Raw genomic sequence first — 5,775 nt, 5'->3', positions numbered from 1 at the left:
ATCACCTATGGCATGGGTGTTTACTGGGCACAAGCCGCTGCCAAAGCATTTCCCGGTAACATAGAGATTATTGACCTGCGCACCTTATACCCGTTGGATGAAGCCCTGGTATTTAACACGGTGAATAAACATGGGAAATGCCTGGTGCTTACAGAAGAACAATTGAATAACTCTTTTGCACAGGCGCTGGCCGCCCGTATACAGCAAAGCTGTTTCCGTAAGCTGGATGCGCCGGTGTTTACCCTGGGCGCACTTAACCTGCCGGCTATTCCCATTAATACAACGCTGGAAAGCGCTATGCTGCCCACACCGGAAAAGGTGGAAGCCGCCATCCGGGAGCTGCTGGCATATTAAGCTTTACGGGTAAATTTTTCTCTTTGTGCCAGGTATAGGCCGCCTATCACTAACCCTGTGCCTACAAAGGTATAAGCGGTAATGGGTTCATGTAATAACAGGGAAGAATATATGAAACCAAAAATAGGACACAGGAATAACCAGAAAGAAGCTTTTACCGCATCCTGCCTTACCAGGTAAAACCAGAGCTGTAAGGCAGTAATAGATACCGGTACGATCAGCCAGAATACAGATGCCCAGAAGGTGAGCGTTAAGCGGGTAGTGCTGAAATTTGCAGCAAACCCGGTAAAGGGTAATAATAGCAAACCACCCAGCAATACCTGCCACCCGTTAATTACAATGTTAGGCAGCTGCCATTGCACCCGGCTATAATACACCGTAGCAACTGATACCGATACCATTCCAAACAGTAAAATAGCTAAGCCGTCGAGGGAGGCATGGCTGTCCTGCAGCAGGGGATAGGTGGCCAGCCCTACGCCGGCCAATCCCAGGATAACGCCAATGATCTCGTACCAGCGCAGCTTTCTTTTTACCCAAATGGCGGAAATGAGCATAATGAAAAGCGGACTGGTAGCGGTAGAGAGGCTGCCAATGCCGGCCGATACCTTTTTCATAGACAATACAAAACACCCCAGGTAAATAGTGGTGTTCATGAGGGCAAAAATGATCAGATGCCCCCATTCTGCTCCTTTCGGTAAGGCATATTGTTTATCTCTGCGCAATACGTACACATAGCATAACATAAGCAGGCCGGCTACCAGGAAACGCACGTTTGCCAGTATCAGCGGATCTGCATCCCGGATACCAAATTTGGTAGCCACAGCAGCAGAAGCCCATAATATAGCAAAAAGAAAACCGGCGGAAAGTTGACGCATAAATTTGCGAAAATTACGAATTGTCAACTACGAAATGAGAATTAAAATGCAGGGGTTTAACCAGGTGTTTAAAAAAAGGGAATAATCATCTACTTTAATTCATTCGTAATTAACTTACAATCCATTTCAGTATAGTTACCACGCTCAGCCAGCTCATAACCACTACCACCAGCCAGCCCGCAGCCTGCATCCATACAGGATGGCGGTAACCATTCATTAGGCGTTTACGGGTAGCGGCCAGCAATACCACGGCCAGGGCTACCGGCAATATCAGCCCGTTCAGCGCGCCCGCCATGATCAACAGTTTCACCGGCTGCCCTACCAGGATAAATACCAGCGTAGAGAACACAATAAAAAAGGAAATGAACCAGCGTTCATTCAAAGCAATAAAAGGATGGAATGTTTTTAAGAAAGAAACAGAGGTATAGGCAGCGCCTACCACAGAAGTAATGGCTGCGCTCCACATTACAACGCCAAAGAAGCGGTACCCGGTCTCACCGGCGGCAAACCGGAATACAGATGCCGGTGGGTTGCTGCTGTCCAGCAAAGCGCCTTGTGTTACCACCCCTAAAGCCGCCAGGAATAATAAGCTGCGCATAATGCCCGTGACCACAATACCACTTACCGCGCTTTTATTCACATACCGTACATGCGAAGGACCGGTAATACCCGCATCCAGCAGGCGGTGCGCGCCGGCAAAGCTGATGTAACCGCCAACCGTACCACCCACCAGCGTAACAATAGTTTTAGTATCAATTACTGATGGCCATACGCTTTGCTGTAAAGCTGCACCCAGGGGCGGGTGTGAGCTTACTGCTACATACAAGGTTAATAATACCATTAAAATGCCCAGCCACCGTGCAAAATGATCCAGGGCTTTGCCGGCTTCCTTTAGCCAGAAAATAAACAGGGCTATGCCGCCGCTTAATAGTGCGCCATAAGTAGTATCCATGCCGCTTAATACCTGTACTCCCATGCCGCAGCCGGCAATATTGCCAATATTAAAAGCCAGACCGCCCAATACGATCAGCGCGGCCAGGAAATAGCCCAGGCCGGGTAGCAGCTCATTGGCCAGGTCCTGTGCACGTTTATTCGTTACCGTAAGTATGCGCCACATGTTTAATTGTGCGCCAATATCCAGCAGTACGGATATAAGTATTACAAAGCCAAAGGCAGCTGCCAGCTGTTGGGTGAATACGGTGGTTTGCGTTAAAAATCCGGGACCAATGGCGGAGGTAGCCATCAGGAAAGCGGCGCCCAGCAGGGCGGAAGATCGTTGTTTGCTCAAGGATGGCGGATGGTTAAGTGGTGATCATGTAACGCAGCATGCACGGCACGGGCAAATGCAACAGCATGCGCGCCATCGCCATGAATGCAGATGGTATCTGCGGTTAGCGGTATCGTATGCCCGTTAACGGTAGTTACTTTTTGCTGGCTTACCATTTGCAGCACCTGTTGTATAGCCTGTTCCTCACTGTCTATAAGGGCATTGGCCTGGCTGCGGGGCGTTAGTGAGCCATCATCCTGGTAAGTACGGTCGGCAAATACTTCACTGGCGGTTTTAAGTCCGGCCGCTTTTGCAGCAGTTATCAGCTGGCTGTTGCTTAACCCGAACAGGCAAAGCTTTTTATCTACGTCATGTACGGCTTTGGCTATGATGCGGGCCATGTTAGCGTCTTTGGCGGCCATATTATACAGGGCGCCATGTGGCTTTACATGTACCAGCGGTGCATGCAGGGAGCGGCATATTACCTGCAGGGCATATACCTGGGTGGTAACCAGGTCATACAAGGCATTGTCTGTTAAGTGTTGTTCTGTTCTGCCGAAATTTTCCTTATCGGCAAAACCGGGATGTGCGCCAATAGCTACTTTATGCTGCACTGCCAGGGTAGCAGTATGCTGCATGGTATCTTTGTTGCCGGCATGGTAACCGCAGGCAATGTTAGCGCTGCTGATAAAGGGCATAATAGCGCCGTCAGTATCCAGCCCTTCGCCCATATCACAGTTCAGATCAATGTAAGCCATAAAGAGAAAGCCATTCTTCTAACCGTAATTTACAGGCATTTTGCAGCAATTGCAAACGCTGGTCCTGCTGCACTAAAAGGTCTTCTGCTTCCTGTTGTGTAACCAGGCTAAAGTGAAGGTGCTGGTGTGGCTTCAGCTGTGCCAGGGAAGGCTGGTCGGCAGTGATCACATGCGCCAAACGCGGGTAGCCTCCGGTGGTTTGATGGTCAGCCATTAATATGATCAGCTGTCCGTTGGGTAACAATTGTACGGTGCCCCTGGTAACACCGGCCGACAGCTGTTCTGTTTTTACCGCCGTTTTCAGGGAAGGCCCCTGCAGGCGAAAGCCCATCCGGTCACTTTGCGCGGTTATGGAAAAAGCGGTGGTGGTAAATTGCTCTTTTGCATGTGCATCCAGCAGGGTAAAACCGCTGCCATTGGTAATGCGTATATGATCGCCGTTAGTGTACAGGTCGCGCACGCCTATCATCCAGGGCAGCTCACGGGCCAGGTGCTGCTGTAGTAGCTTGTTATAGGGAGTAACCTGCCGCATGGGCAGCACATCATTTTTTTGGAGGCACCTGCCCTGAAAACCGCCGGCGCCTGCTTTCAGGTGGGTGCTGTAGCTTCCCAGCCAGGGCGTTAGGTCCAGGCCATGGCGTACGGCCATGTAAGTACTGGCGCCGCTAACCGGTTTGGTAAAATGTAATACGGCCTGCCGGGTCATAAGTACCGGTTTATTTATAGGCACCGGCTGTTCATTTACCATAGCGCCCAGGTCCGCACCAGACAAGGCTATCATGGCAAAATCTTCAAACAGCAATGCTGCAGCAGGAAAGTGCATTTCTATCACCGCTTCATCAGGTGCATTACCCACCAGGCTGTTAGCTACGTACATGGCTACACGGTCCATTACCCCGGTGGGGTTAATGCCCAGGTGCTGGTAACCGGTCCGTCCTGCATCCTGCACGGTATCCAGCAGGCCGGGTTGTAGTACGCGTATGCTCATGGTATTTATTTAATGATCTCACTTTTTATACTCCGCTGCTGGAATTCTTCCAGGGAAATGGGCACAAACTGTACCTGGTCGCCGGGCCTGCAATAACAAGGCTCATCCAGCGCAGCATCAAACAGGCGTATAGGTGTTTGGCCGATAATATTCCACCCGCCGGGGGAAACCAGCGGGTAAATACCTGTTTGCTCACCTGCAATGCCCACACTGCCGGCAGCTACCTGCAGGCGCGGTTGTTTTAAGCGGGGTGTGGCCAGGGTATTATGCACCTTTCCCATATAGGGGAAGCCGGGTAAAAAGCCCAGCATATACACCGTGTAGGTGCCGGCGCTATGCAGGCTTATAATATCGTTGGTGGTTATATTTTTTTGTTTAGCCATTTCCGTTATATCAGGCCCAAGGGATGGGTGGTAACATACGGGTATTTGCAGATGGCGGGGCGGGGGAATGGTAACAGCAACGCTTTGCTGTAAAGTGGTGGTCAAAAGATCTTTGAGCCATACAAAGGCCGGACGTTTGGCTTCCTGCCTTACCTGCACGGCATTGTACAGCACGGAAAGGGAAGCATAAGCGGGTATCAGGTCGGTAATATATGGCAGCTGCAGGGATTGCAGGTGGTGAAATGCCTGCATCACCTGTGTATGCACGGGTAATGTGATCTCTTGTTCCCACTCAATTATCAATGCGCTATCGCCCAGCGGAGTTATGCTAAAGGTTGTGTTCATGATATCCCTGCCGGGGAAGATACGGAATCTTTCCGGAGCAGCAGAACATCATCCGGCAGCTTGTTTTTGCCGGCTTTGGAAGGTTTCTTTGTCTTTTTCCGGTTCAGCCATATGCATAAACCGGTTACGGGCAGGGAAGCAGCTACCAGCGCCGCTATCAGGGCAATGATCTTCGTAGGCCAACCCAGCAGGCTGCCGGTATGAATGGGGTACACCAGCCGCCGGGCTTTCATGCCACGGCTTTCCTTTTCATAGGGGCGTACTTTTACCAGCCTGCCGCTGCCTTGCTCAAAATAGGCAAAGCTGGTAACATTGCTCACCGCAGCATCCGTATTTTGCCGGCTTACGGTAACAGCTTCATTTTTCTTTTCGGAAAAACGGATCTTAATGGGTCCGTGATAGGAAAACAAACTATCGGTAGTAGCTAATACCTGGTCCAGGTAAGCCGTGTTGGCAACCTTTGCAGGCGTAGCTTTCGGGGCGGTCATCTTTTTATAGGGCTTGCCGTCAAACGTGAGGAAAATGAGGTTATTCACCCATTCATAGCTCCAGGTGAGGCCCATCAGCGCTATAACGAAAATAACAATATGCACGTAAAAGCCCAGTACGGCATGCAGGTCCCAGTTCAGGCGTTTCCAGGAGGCATTCCATTTCACCTGCATGCGTTGCCTGCGGGTATTCCGTTTGGGCCACCACAACACCAGCCCGGTTAACACCAGTATCAGGAAAATGGAGCAGGAAATACCGGTGATCACCTTACCCGTAGTGCCCATACACAGGTAGCGGTGCAGCTGCAGCACTACAT

The 5,775-nt window shown here is 50.6% G+C and carries 7 protein-coding genes; 1 reads left to right on the top strand and 6 read right to left on the bottom strand.

Annotated features, from left to right (window positions below):
• A partial coding sequence (locus VIM87_RS21880) for a transketolase C-terminal domain-containing protein (protein ID WP_331999068.1) occupies nt 1–354 on the top strand: 354 nt, incomplete at its 5' end.
• On the opposite strand, the gene VIM87_RS21875 is transcribed toward VIM87_RS21880, so the two are convergent.
• The 6 genes from VIM87_RS21875 to VIM87_RS21850 form a co-directional block, all read right to left on the bottom strand.
• On the bottom strand, nt 351–1,229 hold the full coding sequence (locus VIM87_RS21875; RefSeq protein WP_331999067.1) for a DMT family transporter: 879 nt from the start codon (nt 1,227–1,229) through the stop codon (nt 351–353). The genes VIM87_RS21880 and VIM87_RS21875 overlap by 4 nt on opposite strands.
• Nucleotides 1,230–1,338: 109 nt before the next feature.
• A complete protein-coding gene (locus VIM87_RS21870; protein WP_331999066.1) occupies nt 1,339–2,517 on the bottom strand; it encodes an NRAMP family divalent metal transporter in 1,179 nt (392 codons plus the stop codon).
• Nucleotides 2,514–3,254: a 5-oxoprolinase subunit PxpA gene (locus VIM87_RS21865; protein WP_331999065.1), complete on the bottom strand. Its 741-nt coding sequence runs from the start codon at nt 3,252–3,254 to the stop codon at nt 2,514–2,516. The genes VIM87_RS21870 and VIM87_RS21865 overlap by 4 nt, the downstream gene beginning before the upstream one ends.
• Nucleotides 3,241–4,242 (bottom strand): biotin-dependent carboxyltransferase family protein, encoded by a 1,002-nt coding sequence (locus VIM87_RS21860; RefSeq protein ID WP_331999064.1) that lies wholly within the window; start codon nt 4,240–4,242, stop codon nt 3,241–3,243. The genes VIM87_RS21865 and VIM87_RS21860 overlap by 14 nt, the downstream gene beginning before the upstream one ends.
• A 5-nt stretch (nt 4,243–4,247) precedes the next feature.
• The gene (gene pxpB, locus VIM87_RS21855; protein WP_331999063.1) at nt 4,248–4,970 is read right to left on the bottom strand and encodes a 5-oxoprolinase subunit PxpB; all 723 of its coding nucleotides are present in this window, start codon (nt 4,968–4,970) and stop codon (nt 4,248–4,250) included.
• Nucleotides 4,967–5,775, bottom strand: an 809-nt coding sequence (locus VIM87_RS21850) for a PepSY-associated TM helix domain-containing protein (RefSeq protein ID WP_331999062.1), incomplete at its 5' end; no start/stop codon positions are given. The genes pxpB and VIM87_RS21850, both read right to left, overlap by 4 nt.

Origin of the sequence: Chitinophaga sp., assembly GCF_036569125.1 — a bacterium.
GTDB lineage: Bacteria > Bacteroidota > Bacteroidia > Chitinophagales > Chitinophagaceae > Chitinophaga.
Note: the sequence above shows the minus strand (reverse complement) of the source record. Positions and strands in the feature narration are given on the sequence as shown.